This window comes from Hymenobacter koreensis (genome assembly GCF_039541855.1).
GTDB classification, from domain to species: Bacteria; Bacteroidota; Bacteroidia; order Cytophagales; family Hymenobacteraceae; genus Solirubrum; species Solirubrum koreensis.
Genome location: NZ_BAABHA010000001.1, coordinates 328899 through 345917 on the forward strand (window position 1 = coordinate 328899; position 17019 = coordinate 345917).

The window sequence follows — 17019 nt, forward strand, 5'->3', positions numbered from 1 at the left end:
AAACCGGCTAGTACTCCATAGCGTAGGCTTCATGCGGTGATAATCAGTAGATAGCCGCATCTGGCTTCGTACTTTTTCGTAACTTCCAAGTCCCCCGCCCAACCACCGTTATTTTCTGCGTATGAAACCCATTTCTACTTCTGCTGTACTGCTCCTGGGCTGGGCGTTAACGAGTTGTTTCGCGGCTCGCGAAAGCCGTATCGAATCGGATTACAGCTACGCGGGAGACTTTAAGCACTACCGCAGCTACAATTTTCTGGAGTCCAACACCACCCCCGATACCTCGCAGCTCGCGGCTACGGTGCGGGAAGCTATTCAAACCCACCTCCGCTCCCAGGGCTACCGCATTACCGCCCGCCGGCCCGACCTGCTGGTGTCGTACCGCCTGTTCGACGGGGCCATGCGCTTCACCGGCTACGACCAGCCCGAGCTAACCCAATGGATTAAGCAAGAGACGGTGGAGTCGGAGGAAACGCCCGAAACCGAGAAACAGGGCTACAAGCGGGTGCGCTACCTGCTCAGCGACGGAACGCTGCTCATTACCCTCATCGACCGCAAAAACGGCCGCGCCGTGTGGCAGGGCTACGCCTCAAACGTATCGGCACCGGCGGGGCCGCAAGCCATGGCCGTCATGCGGCGCGCCGTGCGCTCCATTTTCGACCGCTACCGGGTGTTGTCGGAGGAATATCAGTCGCAGGAAGCACAGCTGCGGTAAGGCCGCAGTAAAGCCTAGAAACGCCGCGCCCCGGCTCCTGCAATGGAGCCGGGGCGCGGCGTTTCTAGGGGAATGGCGCTATCGGTTGCGGGTGTTGGGAATCCGGAACTGCACCCCAATTGAGGGAATGATGGTGACGCCCTTTAGCTTGGTTTCCTTGTTGTTGAGCAGCTGATACGTGCCGTAGTTTTGGTAGTAAATGGCCAGGGCCGGCAGGAAATACGCGTAGCGGTAGCCAATTTTCAGGTTCGCAAAGGCGCCCAAAGCACCGAAGCTTTGTCTGCCCGATACGCTGGGCAGCTTCTGGGTGGTTTGGCCGCTGCCCGGTCCGGTGTAAATTTTGCCGGGCTCGAAACCGTACTTCAGAAACGAGTGGCTATAGGCCAGGCCGTATGAGATGCTGCCTATTTCTTCTTCGGCCCCAAATGAATGGCTGAACACCAGCGGTACCAGCAAATCGATGCGGCGGGCCGAGAAGCCCAGCAGCCGCTCGGCATCGTTGAGGAACGGAATGCTGGGCAGCTTGGCGCGCTGGGTGGAAAACTGCAGGCCGATGCTGCCGTAGTTGGCGCCGGCTGCGCCGCCGGGCTTCTCGGGCGTGCCAATGGGGCCCATAAACTGGTACATGGCATCGAGGCTGTGGGCGCCGAACGAGTACTTGTAACCCACGTCGATGCGGTCGAACACACCGTAGCGCACGTACAGGTCAGAGGTAGCAACGGTGGGGTCGAGGGCGTAGGCCAGCGCGGCGGCTTGTACCTGGTCGAGGGCCGGACGGTAGTTTACCGTGTCCTTGTCGGCGGCTTCTTCGGCTAATTCTTTCACGGCGCCGGTGAGCTTGCCCAGGGCCGCGGTGCCCACGTTTACGCCCGTGTTGCCGCCCACTCTAAACTCACCACGGGGCGTAACTTTTCCGGATTGGATAACCGAGCGCGGGGCGCTACATGCAGCCAGCAACATTACGCACAAGCCCGGCAGGCAGCGCAAAAGGGAGGAGAAAGGAATCATAGGACGAAGAAAAGCACTCTGAAGGGAAACCGCTAAGCAGCGGCGGGCGAAAATCGGGCCGAAAGCACGGCGGCGGGCTGCGCATATTTGCCAACCTTTGCACCCCGAATGCTTACGGTACTGATTACTTGGATGGTTGCGGCGGTGTGTACCACTGCCTGGGGCGCGGCGCTCTGCCGCTGGCTGGCGCGGCTGAGCCCGGCCGAGCCGCTGCCTTTGCCGTCCGAATGGCTCAGTGCCCTCGGGCTGGGCCTGCTCATTGCGTTTCTGCAGATTTGGTCGCTGCTGTGGCCCGTAGCCGACGCCGCCCGGGTGGTTGTAACAGGCATTGCCTTGCTGAGTGCCGTGTGGCAACGCCAGGCAATACAGCAATGGGCAAAACAGGCGCGCCAGCACTTGAAAACGGCCAACCTTTGGAGATGGGCCTTGGGTAGTTTGCTCTTGGTTTGGGTGTTGGTGTACGCCTCGCAACGACCCATGAGCTTCGATGTGGGCCTGTACACGCTGCAAACGCTGCAATGGACGGAACATTACCCCGTGGTACCGGGCCTGGGCAATTTGCATGGCCGGCTGGCCTTTAACGCCAGCTGGTTTTTGCCTACGGCTTTGTTTCGGGTGCTTACGCCGGTTGGCCCCGCGTACGGCCTGGGCAGCTACCCGTTTGCCCTGCTTGCCGTGGCTGTGGGGCGGGCCTGGAACGAAGGCGGGCGCCATCGGCAACGGTCCGGCACGGCCTGGGCGGCCTTGCTGCTAATGCTTTTGCTGCTCTACCCGTTTCAGAGCCGGCTGTCTTCGGCCCTCACCGATGGGCCTGCCGCCGCATTAGCAGCCCTGCTGTTTCTGCGCTATACCACGCATTGGCGCGCCGAAGCATCCCGCTTAACGGTGTCCGAGGCCCTGGCTACCGTGCTGCTGGCCGTTACGCTGGTCACCATGAAACTCTCGGTGCTGCCGGTGCTGGGTCTGGCCGCGCACGCCCTCTGGACGGTGCGGTGGAAGCTAGTCACGGACGGCCGTTGGGCTGTGCCTTTGGCTACCGTAGCGGTACTGGTTTTGCCTTGGCTGGCCCGTAACGTAGTGCTTTCGGGCTACCTGGTGTACCCGCTGCCGGCGCTGGACTGGCTGGCCCTCGATTGGAAGGTTCCGCTGGAGGCCGCGCGCATTGAGCAGCGGCTCATTGTAAACCTGGCCCGCAACGTGCCGCACGCGGTGGCCGCAGCTGCTCCTGAAACCGCATTGGCTGCCTGGGTACCCACGTGGTGGCGGCTGAGTCTGCCCTTTCAGCAAGCGGTGTTCATCCTGGCTGCGGGTTCGGTATTGCCCGCGGTTGGGCGCTGGCGCCGCGGTGTGCCGCTCACCCAAACCGGCTGGGCCGTGGGCTGGCTGGTGGCGTGGCTGGGTGGCTGGTTCTGGCTGCTTTCCGCCCCCGATTTTCGCTTCGGGCTACTCTTTTTGCTGGTGGCCGCCTTATGGCCCTGGTTGGCGGCGCGGCCCCTGCTACCATCTGGCTGGCTGCGCAGTGCGCTGGTGGTGGCGCTGCTGCTGTGGGTGGGGCAGCAAATGCGCGACCCGGTTTACCACCTGCGTACCAGCCCACGCCGGTTTGCTACTCGGGTGCTGTGGCCCGAACCAGTTCCCCAAATGCTTACCGAACTGGTGCCAATTAAAGGCGGCCAAATACGGGTGCCGCGCACCGGGCTGCAGTGTTACGGTGCCCCATTGCCCTGTGCTCCGTGCACCGAGGCCAACCTAAGGGCCAGGGGGGCTTCGTGGCGCAACGGGTTTCGGCGCGGGAACTAAGCCAGAGGTGCTCACCAATTGCCAGTTTGCACGGCGGTGGAGGTGGCACATTGAGCTATTGAAGCCCAGCGGGTGCAGCCTTGTGCAAGGCTGCCGTGCGGTATTTATTGTTACTTGCCGGTTGATTTCAGACCCCAAAAAAAAGATGAACATCCTTTACGGCGTCCCTGGTGAGGGCCTCGGCCATGCCACCCGCAGCAAAGTCATCATCCGCCACTTGCTCGAGCAGGGCCACGACGTGCAGGTGGTGAGCAGCAGCCGCGCCTACAAGCTGCTGGCCGATAATTTTGGGGAGCGGGTGCGCGAAATCCGCGGATTTCACTTGGCCTACAAGCACCTCACCGTGTCGAAAAGCCGGACAGCTTCGCTCACGCTCCGCACCGCGCCCGACAGCCTGCGACTGAACTTTACGCGTTACCGCGACCTGCTGCGCAATTGCTGCCGCTTCGATCTGGTTATTTCCGATTTCGAGTCGTTCAGCTACTTTTTCGCCAAAGCCCAGCGCCTGCCCGTCATCAGCATCGACAACATGCAGGTTATCAGCCGCACCAACCTGGATGTGGCGGTGCCCAAAAAAGAGCGCGGCAACCAGCAACTGGCTCGCCACATTGTGCGCGCCAAGCTGCCGCGCAGTCAGCATTACCTCATTACCACGTTTTTTCACCCGCCCGTAGCCAAAGCCGATACCACGCTGGTGCCGCCCATTATCCGGCCCGAAATTGTGGCGGCGCGCCCGCGCCAGGGCCAGCACGTGCTGGTCTACCAGTCGAGTACCAATCAGAACGACCTTGTGCAGATGCTGCAGCAATTGCCGCAGCAGGAGTTTCGGGTGTACGGCTTTAACCGCGACGAAGACCACGGCAACGTGAAGTTGCGGCCGTTTTCCGAGGCCGGCTTCATCGACGACCTGGCCTCGGCCCGGGCCATTGTTACCAACGGTGGCTTTTCGCTGATTTCGGAAGCCGTGTACCTGCACAAGCCCATTTGTGCTATTCCCATTCCGGCCCAGTTTGAGCAGTGGCTGAACGCGGCCGAAGTAGAAAAGCTCAGCTACGGCCGGCATTTCTCCGCCCTTACGCCCGACAACCTGCGCGCCTTCCTGTACGACCTCAAGCCTTTTGAGCAGGCCCTGGCCGGCTACGAGCAACACGGCAATAACGAGCTGTTTGCTCGGCTCGACGAAGTGCTGCGGGCAGTGGCTCCAGCAGGGTAGGGAACTTGACTTACCCGGGCGTACTTGAAAATAGCGGTGATGCGCTTGCTCCCTGATACCGCCAGGCGCTGTTAAACGGTAGATAGAAAGCAGGTCTGCGTCTGTTTGCCTAAATTCCGGCTTAATGAATCGTCTGCTCCTTCTCCTCGCGCCAGTCGGGCTTTGCCTGGCGGCTTGCTCCACCACGCGCACCCCCGGCGCCGTGGGTACTGCTCCCAATCAATTTGCTGCCGATTCCATTCTGCGCCGTATTGCTACGGCCCAGGACCAACGGCAGACCGCCGTGCTGCGCACCTACCTGCAAAGCCCCAAGAGCAGCTACCGCAGGGCCGCGGCTATGGCCTTTGCCTCGGTACAGGACCGCGCCGCGCTGCCCGATTTGCTTAGCGCCCTCTCCGACGCTGACTCGCAGGTACGCCAAGCCACGGCCTACGCCCTGGGCCAAACCGCCGACAGCGCGGCCGCTCCCGTATTGGCCAGCCAAATAGCCACGGAAACCGATGCCCAGGCCCGCCGCTACCAATGGGAGGCCCTGGGCCGCTGCGTGGGCCGCACATCATTGCCGCTGCTGCTGCGCGTCCCGCCTTCGACCGATACGCTGCAGGCCGTGGGGCAGGCCTGGGGACTCTACCGGGCGGGTCTGCGCGGGGTTACATCGGAGGCAGCGGTGCGGCGGGTGGTTACGCTGTTGGCCGCGGCCCAGCCCTACGGTGCCCGCCTAGCTGCGGCAAACGCGCTGGCCCGCACGGCCCGCCTCGATTTAACGCAGTACGAAGCCCCCATTACAGCTGCCGCCACCGCCGATGCCCGTTACCCCGTGCGCGTGGCTGCTACCACCTCGCTGAGCAAAGTAAAGTCAACGGCGCTGCCGGCTACGCTTAGCGGTATTTTGCGCCGCGACGCCGATTACCGCGTGCGCGTTGCAGCCCTGCGCGCCATGAACGCCGGCATGTACCTGCCCGTGAAGGAAGCCGCCTGGGCAGCTCTCGACGATGCCAGTAACCAGGTTGCTGTAACCGCTGCCGAGTTTTTTCTGACGCACGCCACCGGAGAAACCGGTAAGCTTTTTCTCGACCGCGCTAACCGGCTAGCCAACTGGCGCGTGCGCAGCACTTTGCTGGCGGCTGCGCTGCACCACGCTGCAGCCGAAGAAAAGCCGGGTATTCGGGCCGTCATCGAGCAGCGTTTCAGCACCGCTACCGATGTTTACGAGAAGTCTTTTCTGCTGAAAGCACTGGGCGAAGACCCGGCGGCTTACGCTTTCGTGGAGCAGGCCACATTCGCCCCCAACCAGGTGCCGGTTATCAGTACCTATGGCATTGAAGCGCTGGTGGCCCTGCGCAGCCGCCCCGATTTTCCGGTGGCGCAGCAGCCGCTCTTTGTAAGCACCTTGGAAAAAGCTCTGGCAACGAACGACGTGGCCCTGATCGGTACTGCCGCTACGGCGTTGCGCGAGCCGAAGCTGGAAATGCGCGGTGCTTTCCGAAACACCGAGCTGCTGCGCCAGGCGCAGTCGCGCATTGCCTTGCCGCGCGATATTGAAGCGTGGCAGGCCCTGCAACAGGCGCTGGACTTCCTCGCCAACAAAACCACGCCCACACCTTTGCCCAGCGCGGCGGCGCAGCACCCCATCGACTGGGCGCTGGTGCAAACCATACCAGCTACCCAGCGCGCCGTGGTGCATACTTCACGTGGCGACGTCGTGCTGCGCCTTCGGGTAGAAGAGGCTCCCGGCTCGGTGGCTAGTTTCGTGCAGCTGGTACGGCAGGGATTCTATGCCAATAAGAACTTCCACCGCGTGGTACCCAATTTTGTGGCGCAGGGGGGCTGCCCCCGCGGCGACGGGTGGGGCGGTACCGATTACACCCTGCGCTCCGAATTCGCCGACCTGCGGTACGGGGAAGGGGCCGTGGGCTTGGCCTCGGCTGGTAAAGACACCGAAAGCTGCCAGTGGTTCATCACCCATGCCCCCACGCACCACCTCGACGGCCGCTACACCATTTTCGCCCAGGTAGAACGCGGCATGGACGTGGTACACCGCCTCGATATTGGCGACCGAATAAGCAGCGTGGAACTACTCTAAACCGGGGCTTATGCGTGCTGGCTTCCGGCGAATTTCCGCACCTACGGTTGATGTAAATACAAAAGCGGCCGTTCCACAAGGAACGGCCGCTTTTGCGTAGCTGGATGGGAAACTTATTGCACTACCAGCCGCTGGGTTAGGGGAGTGGCGAGGCCGTTGCCACTTACTTGCAGCAGGTACACGCCGGGCTTCAAGGCACCCGTAAGGGGCAGCGCTGCCTCCGAGTTAGCAAACGACAGATCGGTTCGCAGTACCACGCGGCCGGTTATGTCGGTTAACTGTACTTGCACCGGGCCGTTGCCTGGGGTTGATAGGCGCAGGTTAACCGTTGCTTTGGCCGGATTTGGATACACGGCCAAGGCGTTTTTGCCAAGCTGCAGCAGCACGGTGGCCACGGGTGAATAATTGGTCTGGCCATCGGTGTCTATTTGACGCAGACGGTAGAAGACCCGGCCACTCAGGCCAGCCACGTCGCGGTAAAAATAGGAGTGGGGCTGCGTGGAAGTACCATGACCGGGCACAAAGCCGAGGCGCTGCCAGGCTTGGCCGTTGAGCGAACGTTCCACTTCGAAACCGGTATTGTTTCGCTCAGACGAAGTCGTCCAGGTAAGGCGGGCAGTGCCTTCGCCGTCGGCCACGGCTGTAAAGGCGCTCAGCTCCACGGGCAAGGGGTTGATAAGCCGTGTCGATCCGAAAGTGAAAGGTCCGAACCCGCCTACACCGCCCGACGATACGATGGAGCCTGCCGCAGCCGAACCCGTGGTGCCCCCGTTGCCTTCGTTTACCCAAGCCGAGCCATCGAAGCGAGCAACGCGCAGAAACTGCGGATCTGCTATGCCGCTGCGGCCGCCGTTTTCCCAGTACAGGCTCACCGAAACTTGCCCGGTGCCAGCAGTGCGGTTAAGCGTCCAGTACTCTATCTGACTGACCCGCACCAGGGGCGGATTGAATGTGCTGTTGCTGAAGGCCGCATCGAAGTACTCTGCGGTTAAGGCGCTGGCAGTGGTAGTGGGTGCCGAAATACCCAGGCGCGCCCATACTCCATTGCGCCCTACCGGAAACACGAAGGCGTCGTTACCGATTTTCTGGAGCGGTCCGTTCACGTAGCTGGTGGCGTTGCCGGCCGTGCTGGTGGCATTGTCGGGCAACGTGAGCAGGTTGGTCGCAATGGTATTCACCAGGCCAGCCGTAAGGGTCAGGCTGTTGCTCACCGTTAGGGGTACGCCCAGCGTAAGGGCTTTGCCCAGACCGTTGAGCGTCAGGCCCGTCAGCGTGAGTGAGCCAGCGGCTTCCTGCCGCAGCGTGAAGCTCTTGGTCACCACGGCGTTTTCGGTGTATAGGCCAGCCAGGGCCTCCACCGTGCCACCGTCGAGCACAAGGCTGGCGCCCTGACCCAGGGCCCCGAGGGTACCGGCTGCGGGACGGTCGTGGTTTACGTTCAGGAAACTTAGGTCGCCCTGCCAGCCGGCGGCGGCTAACGCATCAGCAGGGGTATTGAGGAAGGCGTTGTAATCGATGCGGCCCGTGGGGGCCAGCGAGGATACTTCTGCCAAGCTGCCGTTGAGGGTCCGCACACGTCCTCCAAGGCCCGAGGCGCCACGGATGTCAGTGGCCGAAGTGCCGCCCAGCCAGTTGGTGGCGGCATCCACTACGTTGGTCAGGTTTACGGCCCGCAGGCCCGCCACCTGGCAGCTATCGATGCGGTTCTGGCGGATACTGTCGCCGGCAGAAACTACGAGGCGGTTTCCGCCGCCGCCGAAGTAGGCATTAAACTGGGTGGCAGTGCCCGTGGGGCGGTCCTGCACCTGAATGCCGAACTGGCACTGGGCCACTTCATTGTACACTACTTTGTTGTTGCTGCCTTCCAGCACCATGCCGAAGGCATTGATGTTGAACTGCGACGAGTTAGGCGTGGAATAATAGCCACGTACCACGTTGCCTTCTATCCAGGCGCCACCCGTTACTAGGTCGCCGTTTACGCCGCCCACCGACGGAGCACCGGCAGCGGTTCGGTCACGGTCGACGAAGGCAATGCCAGCCGCATCAAACTGCGGATCGGGCGATACGCCGGGGGCCAGGATTTGGCGCAGAATGGAGTTGCCGCGTATTACAAAGCTGCCGGGACCTGCCGCGCGCCCGGTTCCGGTGCACGACTTCAACTCCATGCCGTTCGAAGGGTTGTCGCGAATGATGTTGTTTTCGATGAGGGCCGCAATGCTGGTGTAGTTGCCGCTACCGTCCCGATTGCCGGCCACACCCAGAATGGACATGGCAGCGCCCAGGTTGCGCCCAAACCGGCAGCCCCGAATGGTCAGGTCGCCTACGCTGCCGTCGTTAATGTCGATGCCAGCGCGGGCGTTGTCTTCAAACACACTGTTCTCGATGAGAATGTGCTGCTTGTGGCCGTTCACTAAAAACAAGCCGCGCCCTGCGCCACCATCGCGCGTGTTGGGCGCCACGGCCGTGCTGGAAGCCCGCACCCGGCGAAATGTGATGAACGAAGTGCCGGGGGTAGTTCCGCCCTGGCCATTCCAAAAAATACCGTATTGCCGGTTGTTCACCGTTTCCACGTCTTCCAGCAGGAAGTAATTTTTGCTGCTGGTAATGTCGGTTTGAATACCGAGGTCGTAGTTGCGGATGGTAAGGCCGGAAATGACAAGGGGTGCTGCCACCGTGCCGCCGCTGGCACTAATGAACACCCCCGCGAAGAACGATTGGCTGCTGGAAGCGGGCAGGCCGCCATCGAGTATTGTAGCTGAACCGGGGCTGCTCGTGAGGTTACCGGCGCCGCGCAGGCTCACGTTTTTGCTGAGCACTACCCGCTCCGAGTAGGTACCCGCATCAATGAAAAGTGTGGCGGTGGAGGGTCCGGCAGACTCGAGGGCGCGGGCCACCGTGGCAAACGGGGCTCCGGCAGTGCCGTTGCCCGTAGCATCGTTGCCGGGCGCCGTGGTGTACACGTCGCCGGCCGTCGAGAGGTCGTTGATGTAAATCGATGCCGGGCCCTGAGCTCGAGCAGCCAACGACAAGCAGCTGAGCGTAAGGATGCCGGGCAGCAAGCGTAAGAAGTTTCTCATATCCCAACCAGTAAGAAGTGTACGCCCTCAACGTGCAGAGCTACATACATGTTTAGGCATCTGCATACATAAAATATAACTGTTTTGCACTTTTCTGGCGCGAAGGCCAATCGGGCAATAGCAGTTGGAATGCGAATGTACTTTTCGTTAGAAAGAAAAATGCAAAATCTCTATTTAATTTATTGATTATAATATAGTTATAAATAATTGCACCGCCGAATCACAATGTGTGAAACGGCGGTGCTCAGTTCTTGGCACACAGGCCGGATATTACTGGTCGCGGTTATGAACCTGGGCCGGTGGGGTAGTGGCTTCCACGGCCGTAAAGGCTTCCAGAATCCGGTAGGTGTGAGAAGCGCCTTTGGGCACCACCCACGAATTGCCGGGTTCCAACAGTACCGTTTGGCCTTCGAGGTGCAACTCCGCGCGGCCATTCACTACAAATCCAACGGTTTCGTAGTCCCGGCTTACGGTTTCTTTGGCTTTGCCCGGCTGCTCGTTTTCCCACAGGCGCATGGATACGTTCAGGCCCGAAGCCAGGTACTTCTGGCCATCGGGGCCTTTGGGCGAGTGTCGGGAATCGATTTTGGTAACGGTGGTGTCGGTCATGGCGTTTATCGATTAAGGTCGGAACATACGTGAATACGGGCTAACGAAACCCAACCGTTATCAGTTGCCGCCTTGGTGCCGCAAGCTGGGCTGTAACCTGTGCGCCTTGCAGTGGTTACTATACATTGCTACCAATAGCACTACACGGGGCCTGCGGCCTCCCCCACCCATGGCAACTGACTTTCTTGCGCGCTTGGCAGCGGCCCACCGGGCAGCACCTGCCCCGTTGCCCGGCCCGGCCCTGGTGCAGTTGGTCGACCACCTGCTGGCGCTGCTCTTTCCCGAACGTTCCGAGGAGCGGCTCTTCGAACCCGCTGCGGTAGCCGATGTGCTTGTCCAACACGAGCAGGCCCTGGCGAGGGTATTGCGCAGTGCTCCGAGCCTACCAGCACCACCCGAATCCTTGGCTGCCGAACTGCTGGCGTTATTACCGGAACTGCACGAGTTGCTGCAGTTCGATGCCGAAGCCATTCTCGCCGCCGACCCCGCGGCCCAGAACCTGGCCGAAGTTACCTGCACCTACCCCGGCTTCTACGCCTTGGCGTTTCATCGCATTGCGCATGCCCTAAACAGGCGAGGAGTGCTGCTGCTGCCGCGTTTGCTAAGCGAGCATGCCCATCAGCGTACCGGCATCGATATCCATCCCGGCGCCCAAATCGGACGATCCTGCAGCATTGACCACGGAACCGGAATTGTGATTGGCGAAACGGCAGTTATCGGCGACCATGTGCGGTTGTTTCAGGGAGTGACCTTGGGTGCGCTGAGCGTTGCCAAAGAGCTGGCTCGGCTTAAGCGCCACCCCACCATTGAAGACCACGTGGTTATTTACGCCGGGGCAACTATTCTGGGGGGCAGCACTACGGTAGGGCGGCACAGCATCATAGGCGGCAATGTGTGGCTCACGGAAAGCGTGCCGTCGCATTCGCGGGTGTACCACCGCGCCCAGCTGCACGTAACCCGATCCGAAGATCCATTGGCTGACCTCGTCTTTTCCATCTGAAAGCTTTATCCCCTCAATGGGGTTATTGCTAAAGCACTCATCTGTCAATCAATCCGTCAGCTCATGAAAGCCAACACCATTCTCGACACCATCGGCAACACGCCGCTATTGCGCCTGAACCGCTTGTTTCATAACCTCAGGCCTGACGTAGAAGTCTGGATGAAACTGGAGCGGGCCAACCCCGGCGGCAGCATCAAAGACCGCATAGCCCTGGCCATGATCGAGCAAGCCGAACAGGAGGGCCTGCTTACGCCCGACAGCCTGATAGTAGAGCCTACTTCCGGCAACACGGGCGTTGGTCTGGCCATGGTAGCGGCCGTAAAGGGATACAAGCTCACCCTGGTAATGCCCGAGAGCATGAGCATTGAGCGCCGCCGCCTGATGGCCGCTTACGGCGCTAACCTGGAACTCACGCCTCGCGAAAAAGGCATGAAGGGTGCAATCGAAAAAGCCCACGAACTGGTGCGTGATACTCCCGGTGCCTGGATGCCCATGCAATTCAGCAACCCCGCTAACATCCGGATTCACGCCGAAACCACCGCCCAGGAGATTCTGCGCGACGCTCCCGAAGGCGGCTTCGACTTTCACATTACCGGCGTGGGTACCGGCGGCCACATCACGGCCGTTACCGAAGTGCTCAAGCCGCATTTCCCGAACATGAAGACGTTTGCTGTGGAGCCGGAACTTTCACCTGTTATCAGCGGCGGAGCGCCCGGTCCGCACCCCATCCAAGGAATCGGGGCTGGTTTCATTCCCGATAACCTGCACCGCGAGGTCCTCGACGGCGTAGTGCAGATTAGTCAGCAGGAAGCCTTTGAGATGACGCGTCGTGCCGCCCGCGAGGAGGGGATTTTTGTAGGGGTTTCCTCCGGTGCGTCGTTAGCGGCGGTAGCCCGCAAAATTGCCGAGGCACCGCAGGGCGGCCGCATCCTTACCTTCTGCTACGATACCGGCGAGCGGTACCTCTCCGTCGACGGCTTATTCGTATAACGGTAACTGCTTTAAAACAGAAAGGCCGACCTGGAATACCAGGTCGGCCTTTCTGTTTTACTAATCGAGTGGAGAATATCGGAGTCGAACCGATGACCTCTTGCATGCCATGCAAGCGCTCTAGCCAGCTGAGCTAATCCCCCAAGTAGTATTACCGCCCGCCGTTTGCGTTTGGTGAGTGCAAAAGTACGGCAGCCGGCGTAATCTGCAAGACGCCATCTAAAATAAATTGTAAAGCTCTGGGAATGGGCCACAAAAAAAGCGGGCGGAACTACTGTTCCGCCCGCTTTCAGGCAATTAGCCGGTAAAGGCTTAGTTGAAAATGTAACGCAGGCCCAACTGGATGCGCCAGCGCGACCCTTCGCCCGTGCTGTAGCGGAATGATTCCGTCAGCGGCTCACCTTGGGTTACTTCACCCGTAGACGCATTGCGCGTCGGGTTGTTGAAGTAAGGGTAAGTGAAGCGAGGTTTGTTTAAATCGGGGTTTGGAGCACCCCCCACGGTAGCGCGGGTGTCAAAATCCTGAAACTGAAGCAAACCCGTGCGGTAAGTAGACTGCGAGACACCCCAATTTTTATTGATCAGGTTAGCTACGTTGAAAACGTCAACGCTGAATTGCAGAGAGTTTCGATTTTCACCAATGTTAGTGAATACATCCTGGAGCAAGCGAGCATCGATAAATCCTACCCAAGGTGACACGGCACCGTTACGCTCGGCATATTGACCGCGGCGAGTTCTTAGGTATTTATCTTGGTCGATGAACCGGTTAAGGTCGGCCCATTGCTGCTCTTTAGTGTAGGTAAAAGCTTGGGGCGTACCACTAAAGAAGGCAATGTCAGTCAACACGATTTCGCTCTGATCACGCGGCACATAAATCAGATCGTTGTTGAGGTTGTTGTCGCCGTTCAAGTCTCCGTTGTAGGTGTATGAGGTACGGAAACCTGGGCCCGCATCAATGAAAGCCGATAGCGTAGTGGCAAGATGACCCAAGTATTCGCGGCGGTACGAAGCCGAACCGACGATCCGGTGTTGCTGCAGGAACTGCGAGTAGCTGAGCTCTTCGGAGTTGGGGTCACCCGGCACCTGACGGTCGCGCCAGATGGAGTTGGCAATGGAGCCGCCGTCGTTTACCGAGCGGGCATCGGCGTAGTTGTAAGCCAGGCTGGCTGAAACGCCGTTGTCGAAGGTCTTCTGGAACTGAGCCGTCAGCGTGTACGAATACCCTTTATTAGTATTGCGCATCAGGATAGCATCCGAGATGTTGGGGTAACGCTCACCCGTGGTGGTGCCTGGTACCGGCTGGCCGCGGTAGATCTGGTTTATGCGGGTGTTCAGCGCGGCAGGGTCGCGGAACAAGGGGCGGTTGTCAGCACCGGCAGCCGTAGCCGACGGGTTGGGCAGGTTTACGTTCTGGTGGTATACTGCGTTCAAGTCCTTAGTGTATATACCCTCCAAGGTCATAACCACGTCGCCGGGCAAACGCTGGTCAATAGCTAAGTTGGAGCGGAATACCTGCGGAAACTTGAAGGTCTCTTCGGTTACAGCCAAGTTGTAGTTGGTCGAGGCAGTTGCGTTAGCAGGCAGGTTGGGGTTGGCCCGGTCACCCGATGCATCAACGTTGGGCGAGAAGACCACGCGGCCACCACCTGGAACAGTGGTGCTTCGGTAAGTACCGAACTGCACACCGTTGTTGGAAGCTTGGTTCGAAATCCAGACGTAAGGAACACGGCCCGTGAAGATACCTGTACCGCCGCGCAGCTGGGTTTTCTGATCATCCTTCACGTCCCAGTTGAAGCCAATACGCGGCGAGAACAGCACGTTGGTTTTGGGCAAGCGGTCGGTGTATAACCGTACACCATCGCGGAACTCTAGATTTGCGGCGGTTTCGTTGCGTTCTACTTCGGTATTGATAACTGGGATGTCAGCGCGTACGCCCGCCGTGATTTTCAGGTTCGGCAACACGCTAAATTCGTCTTGCGCATAAAAACCCAGTTGGTACGCTCTCACGTCGGCAAACGGGAAACTACGGTCGGGCAGTGCTGAGTAGCGAACCTCGTAATCAAAGATCGGGTTTGGAGCGGTCGGCGGCAGCGCTGCATTACGCCGCGTTAGTGCCAAAGTAGCCGGGTCGTAGATAAATCCGAAGGGAGCATCTGGCGTTACGGCTGCGGAGTAAAAGTCGGTAAGATTGCGGAAGCGGTAGCGGCCAAAGTAGTTAGGTGCAAAACCGTTACGGAATTTGTAAAATTCATTGTACGTACCTACAGTAAGAACGTGCTTGCCTGCGGAGTAGGTAAGGTTGTCCGATATCTGCGTTACGTCCGTGTTGAGAATGTTATTTGCCGAGAACGGCTCGTAGCCAAACGAGGTAAAAGCTTGGCCCCCGCCGTTTTCGATGTCAACCGTGGGGAACAGCCCGCCGGAACTTTCACGCGAGTCGCGGAAAGCCGTGTAACCGGCTTGGAAGGTGTTAGACAGGCGGCCCGAAATCGTCGAGTTCAACTCCCCGATAAACGAGTTCAGGTTGTTGTTAATGCGGTAAAAAGCGGCTAGGTAAGGAAGGTTCGTTGCCGAAGGGTTACGGCCGCCCGCGGGAGCACCAGATGGGCTGGGGGGGACGTCACGGAACGACTTCAGGTAGTTGTACTTGAAGCTGAAAACGTTCTTGGGGGTGATGTTCCAGTCGATTTTCGTTGTCAGCTTGTCGCTGTATGTCTCAAGTTGGTAGTTCTCAAACGGGCCGGTATTATAGCCGTAGTTCGTTTGCAGGAAGTTGCTCAGCACCGATAGCTCGTCGGCCCGCGCTGTGGATACGCCGGCACCAGGCGTGTTTTGGCCGGGGCGGGAAGGAACGAAGTTACCGGGCGGATCGTCTCGGCGCTCGGCTTCGGCGTTAACGAAGAAAAACAGCTTGTCTTTGATAATTGGGCCACCTACGCGGGCACCTACCTGCCACAGACTGAAGGCTGCGAAAGGCTGCTTTGTATCGCGTACTTCGTCCGCAATCAGGTTGTTGTTCCGACGGAAGGCGTATGCCGAGCCCGAGAACTTGTTGGTGCCCGAGCGGGTAACGGCATTAATGCCGGCACCGGTAAACGACCCCTGACGAACGTCATAGGGAGCAATGTTTACCTGGATTTCTTCGATGGCGTCAAGCGAGATAGGCTGCGAGTTGGTTTGGCCACCAACAGTAGACGACAAACCGAAAGCATTGTTAAACAGGGCGCCATCAACCGTGACGTTGTTGAAGTTGCCATTCCGGCCACCAAAGCTCTGACCACCGTTTGACTGCGGAGTCAATCGCGTGAAGTCGTTGAATGAGCGGCTTAGAGTAGGCAGACGCTCGATTTGCTCGCGCTGAATGTTAGTAGCAGCACCCGTGCGGTCGGCGTTGATGATAGGACTGCGGCGGCCTTGCACTTCTACACCCGCCAGCGTTTGGGTCGTCTCGCTCAGGTTAACGTCGAGGCGCAGGTTTTGGCCTAGGCTCAGGAAAATACCTTCGCGCACAGCTTCTTGGTAACCCACAAACGTTACGCGAACCGTGTACGGACCACCCACGCGCATTGCCTGGATGTTGTAGCGGCCGTCGGCGTTGGTTGGGGCCACGTACTGCGAGTTAGTGGGCGTGTGTACGGCAATTACCGTCGCCCCGGGGAGTCCCTCACCGGCTTTGTCGGTAATGACACCGCTCATAGAGGAGGTCGTAACGCCTTGACTCCAGCCCTGCTGCACCGACAGCAACGTCAGCAGCAGCGCAAGCAAGTGGCGTAAACGTACTTGTTTCATAAAAGGGAACATTGGTGAAAAAGGTACTCAGGAAAGTGGGGCAAAAATACAGCCGACGGGCGGCAGACGAGGTTACCAGAGTATTACATTTACCGGGCTACCAGGCAACCAGGGGAGCGAAAACGGAGCGCAAAGCTACGACGGAAATTCACAACTTAGGGCGTACCGCTTTAATGAATCTACTCAGATAATAGTCGCTTTCCAAGGCATTTTCCACGACCCCTAAAGAGGTGGAAGAGTGGATGAACTGCACCCCTTCTTCGCTGACTTCGGTTACCAGGCCCACGTGGGTGATGGTGCGGCTGCCGGGAGAAGCACCAAAAAATACCAAATCACCGGCCTGTAAATCCTGCGAACGGATTGGGTCGCCCCAAGCCGCTTGCTCGTTGGAGGAGCGCGGAATTTGAACGCCCGCCGCCCCAAACGAAGCGGATAGGAGCCCCGAGCAGTCGAGTCCCAAACGGGTGGTGCCTCCGAATTTATAAGGAGTGCCTTGGTAGGAGCGGGCCGTTTCGATAACCGAGGCAAGTTGCCGGTTGGCGCTAACGGGTCTGCCGGGCTTGCGCACCACTGTTTTAGTGGTTCTCCCACCCGTTTTGCTTTTGGTCTTCACCCGGCTGGCTGTACGGCCGCGGCTTTCGGCCTTCATGCGGGCCATTTCACGGGCCGAATAATACCGGCCATTGCGGTAATTCAGCTTCTGCCCACTTTTGCACCCAGCCAGCATCAACAACC

General features: G+C 59.4%; 11 protein-coding genes and 1 tRNA gene. 6 read left to right on the forward strand and 6 right to left on the reverse strand.

Annotation, left to right across the window (positions count from 1 at the left end):
• Positions 1-121: 121 nt before the first annotated feature.
• Positions 122-715, forward strand: a complete 594-nt coding sequence (locus tag ABD903_RS01420) for a DUF4136 domain-containing protein (RefSeq protein WP_345220700.1) — start codon at positions 122-124, stop codon at positions 713-715.
• Between the two features lie 78 nt (positions 716-793).
• On the opposite strand, the gene ABD903_RS01425 is transcribed toward ABD903_RS01420, so the two are convergent.
• Complete coding sequence (locus tag ABD903_RS01425; RefSeq protein ID WP_345220702.1) at positions 794-1723, reverse strand: hypothetical protein; 930 nt, start codon at positions 1721-1723, stop codon at positions 794-796.
• A 108-nt stretch (positions 1724-1831) separates the two neighbouring features.
• Here ABD903_RS01425 and ABD903_RS01430 point away from each other — a divergent pair, with 108 nt between their 5' ends.
• The 3 genes from ABD903_RS01430 to ABD903_RS01440 all read left to right on the forward strand — a co-directional run bounded on the left by ABD903_RS01430 (position 1832) and on the right by ABD903_RS01440 (position 6819).
• Positions 1832-3523, forward strand: a complete 1692-nt coding sequence (locus tag ABD903_RS01430; RefSeq protein WP_345220703.1) for an LIC_10190 family membrane protein — start codon at positions 1832-1834, stop codon at positions 3521-3523.
• A gap of 145 nt (positions 3524-3668) precedes the next feature.
• Positions 3669-4736, forward strand: a complete 1068-nt coding sequence (locus ABD903_RS01435) for an MJ1255/VC2487 family glycosyltransferase (protein ID WP_345220705.1) — start codon at positions 3669-3671, stop codon at positions 4734-4736.
• A 124-nt stretch (positions 4737-4860) separates the two neighbouring features.
• Entirely contained in the window at positions 4861-6819 is a 1959-nt protein-coding gene (locus ABD903_RS01440; RefSeq protein WP_345220707.1) for a peptidylprolyl isomerase, read from the forward strand.
• Positions 6820-6932: 113 nt separating this feature from the next.
• Here ABD903_RS01440 and ABD903_RS01445 read toward each other — a convergent pair whose 3' ends face one another.
• Complete coding sequence (locus ABD903_RS01445) at positions 6933-9896, reverse strand: T9SS type A sorting domain-containing protein (RefSeq protein WP_345220708.1); 2964 nt, start codon at positions 9894-9896, stop codon at positions 6933-6935.
• Between the two features lie 270 nt (positions 9897-10166).
• On the reverse strand, positions 10167-10505 hold the full coding sequence (locus ABD903_RS01450; RefSeq protein ID WP_345220710.1) for a cupin domain-containing protein: 339 nt from the start codon (positions 10503-10505) through the stop codon (positions 10167-10169).
• A 169-nt stretch (positions 10506-10674) separates the two neighbouring features.
• On the opposite strand from ABD903_RS01450, the gene epsC reads away from it, so the two are divergent.
• Both epsC and cysK read left to right on the forward strand, forming a co-directional pair.
• Positions 10675-11505: a serine O-acetyltransferase EpsC gene (epsC, locus tag ABD903_RS01455; RefSeq protein WP_345220712.1), complete on the forward strand. Its 831-nt coding sequence runs from the start codon at positions 10675-10677 to the stop codon at positions 11503-11505.
• A gap of 63 nt (positions 11506-11568) precedes the next feature.
• Positions 11569-12495 carry a cysteine synthase A gene (cysK, locus tag ABD903_RS01460; protein WP_345220714.1) on the forward strand — a complete coding sequence of 309 codons (927 nt, stop codon included), beginning with the start codon at positions 11569-11571 and terminating at the stop codon, positions 12493-12495.
• A gap of 69 nt (positions 12496-12564) precedes the next feature.
• Here the strand turns inward: cysK and ABD903_RS01465 are convergent.
• The 3 genes from ABD903_RS01465 to ABD903_RS01475 all read right to left on the reverse strand — a co-directional run bounded on the left by ABD903_RS01465 (position 12565) and on the right by ABD903_RS01475 (position 16942).
• Positions 12565-12638 (reverse strand) — tRNA-Ala (locus ABD903_RS01465).
• 169 nt (positions 12639-12807) lie between these two features.
• Positions 12808-16284 carry a TonB-dependent receptor gene (locus ABD903_RS01470; RefSeq protein ID WP_345220716.1) on the reverse strand — a complete coding sequence of 1159 codons (3477 nt, stop codon included), beginning with the start codon at positions 16282-16284 and terminating at the stop codon, positions 12808-12810.
• Positions 16285-16432: 148 nt separating this feature from the next.
• Complete coding sequence (locus ABD903_RS01475; RefSeq protein WP_345220717.1) at positions 16433-16942, reverse strand: C40 family peptidase; 510 nt, start codon at positions 16940-16942, stop codon at positions 16433-16435.
• Positions 16943-17019: the final 77 nt, after the last annotated feature.

Bases quoted from the DNA above. Each gene is read 5' to 3' on its own strand.
- ABD903_RS01440 (WP_345220707.1), top strand. From the start codon at position 4,861: ATGAATCGTCTGCTCCTTCTCCTCGCGCCAGTCGGGCTTTGCCTGGCG.
- ABD903_RS01430 (WP_345220703.1), top strand. From the start codon at position 1,832: ATGCTTACGGTACTGATTACTTGGATGGTTGCGGCGGTGTGTACCACT.
- ABD903_RS01420 (WP_345220700.1), top strand. From the start codon at position 122: ATGAAACCCATTTCTACTTCTGCTGTACTGCTCCTGGGCTGGGCGTTA.
- ABD903_RS01475 (WP_345220717.1), bottom strand. From the start codon at position 16,942: ATGGCCCGCATGAAGGCCGAAAGCCGCGGCCGTACAGCCAGCCGGGTG.
- epsC (WP_345220712.1), top strand. From the start codon at position 10,675: ATGGCAACTGACTTTCTTGCGCGCTTGGCAGCGGCCCACCGGGCAGCA.
- ABD903_RS01435 (WP_345220705.1), top strand. From the start codon at position 3,669: ATGAACATCCTTTACGGCGTCCCTGGTGAGGGCCTCGGCCATGCCACC.
- ABD903_RS01425 (WP_345220702.1), bottom strand. From the start codon at position 1,723: ATGATTCCTTTCTCCTCCCTTTTGCGCTGCCTGCCGGGCTTGTGCGTA.
- cysK (WP_345220714.1), top strand. From the start codon at position 11,569: ATGAAAGCCAACACCATTCTCGACACCATCGGCAACACGCCGCTATTG.
- ABD903_RS01450 (WP_345220710.1), bottom strand. From the start codon at position 10,505: ATGACCGACACCACCGTTACCAAAATCGATTCCCGACACTCGCCCAAA.
- ABD903_RS01470 (WP_345220716.1), bottom strand. From the start codon at position 16,284: ATGAAACAAGTACGTTTACGCCACTTGCTTGCGCTGCTGCTGACGTTG.
- ABD903_RS01445 (WP_345220708.1), bottom strand. From the start codon at position 9,896: ATGAGAAACTTCTTACGCTTGCTGCCCGGCATCCTTACGCTCAGCTGC.